At 56.3% G+C, this 1,194-nt stretch carries 2 protein-coding genes and 1 pseudogene; 1 reads left to right on the top strand and 2 read right to left on the bottom strand.

The genetic code is table 11. The features are described from left to right. Window positions 1-259: 259 nt before the first annotated feature. Window positions 260-451, bottom strand: a complete 192-nt coding sequence (locus AB0C34_RS31565; protein WP_000165985.1) for a Rop family plasmid primer RNA-binding protein — start codon at window positions 449-451, stop codon at window positions 260-262. A gap of 64 nt (window positions 452-515) precedes the next feature. On the opposite strand from AB0C34_RS31565, the gene AB0C34_RS31560 reads away from it, so the two are divergent. Beyond that, window positions 516-851, top strand: a complete 336-nt coding sequence (locus tag AB0C34_RS31560) for a hypothetical protein (protein WP_081450183.1) — start codon at window positions 516-518, stop codon at window positions 849-851. Window positions 852-868: 17 nt separating this feature from the next. Here AB0C34_RS31560 and AB0C34_RS31555 read toward each other — a convergent pair. Beyond that, window positions 869-1,194: pseudogene (locus AB0C34_RS31555) on the bottom strand (hypothetical protein); the annotation flags it as partial.

Genomic DNA, 1,194 nt, shown 5'->3' with positions numbered 1-1,194 from the left:
CGAGGAAGCGGAAGAGCGCCTGATGCGGTATTTTCTCCTTACGCATCTGTGCGGTATTTCACACCGCAATGGTGCACTCTCAGTACAATCTGCTCTGATGCCGCATAGTTAAGCCAGTATACACTCCGCTATCGCTACGTGACTGGGTCATGGCTGCGCCCCGACACCCGCCAACACCCGCTGACGCGCCCTGACGGGCTTGTCTGCTCCCGGCATCCGCTTACAGACAAGCTGTGACCGTCTCCGGGAGCTGCATGTGTCAGAGGTTTTCACCGTCATCACCGAAACGCGCGAGGCAGCTGCGGTAAAGCTCATCAGCGTGGTCGTGAAGCGATTCACAGATGTCTGCCTGTTCATCCGCGTCCAGCTCGTTGAGTTTCTCCAGAAGCGTTAATGTCTGGCTTCTGATAAAGCGGGCCATGTTAAGGGCGGTTTTTTCCTGTTTGGTCACTGATGCCTCCGTGTAAGGGGGATTTCTGTTCATGGGGGTAATGATACCGATGAAACGAGAGAGGATGCTCACGATACGGGTTACTGATGATGAACATGCCCGGTTACTGGAACGTTGTGAGGGTAAACAACTGGCGGTATGGATGCGGCGGGACCAGAGAAAAATCACTCAGGGTCAATGCCAGCGCTTCGTTAATACAGATGTAGGTGTTCCACAGGGTAGCCAGCAGCATCCTGCGATGCAGATCCGGAACATAATGGTGCAGGGCGCTGACTTCCGCGTTTCCAGACTTTACGAAACACGGAAACCGAAGACCATTCATGTTGTTGCTCAGGTCGCAGACGTTTTGCAGCAGCAGTCGCTTCACGTTCGCTCGCGTATCGGTGATTCATTCTGCTAACCAGTAAGGCAACCCCGCCAGCCTAGCCGGGTCCTCAACGACAGGAGCACGATCATGCGCACCCGTGGGGCCGCCATGCCGGCGATAATGGCCTGCTTCTCGCCGAAACGTTTGGTGGCGGGACCAGTGACGAAGGCTTGAGCGAGGGCGTGCAAGATTCCGAATACCGCAAGCGACAGGCCGATCATCGTCGCGCTCCAGCGAAAGCGGTCCTCGCCGAAAATGACCCAGAGCGCTGCCGGCACCTGTCCTACGAGTTGCATGATAAAGAAGACAGTCATAAGTGCGGCGACGATAGTCATGCCCCGCGCCCACCGGAAGGAGCTGACTGGGTTGAAGGCTC

The organism is Nocardia sp. NPDC049220 (assembly GCF_040647855.1).
Lineage (GTDB): Bacteria > Actinomycetota > Actinomycetes > Mycobacteriales > Mycobacteriaceae > Nocardia.
The sequence above is the reverse complement of the archived record's forward strand: the minus strand, read 5'-3'. Positions and strand labels throughout refer to the sequence as shown.

What these genes read in the sequence shown, in the direction of transcription:
- AB0C34_RS31560 (WP_081450183.1), top strand. Translation starts at nt 516, where the DNA reads ATGCTCACGATACGGGTTACTGATGATGAACATGCCCGGTTACTGGAA.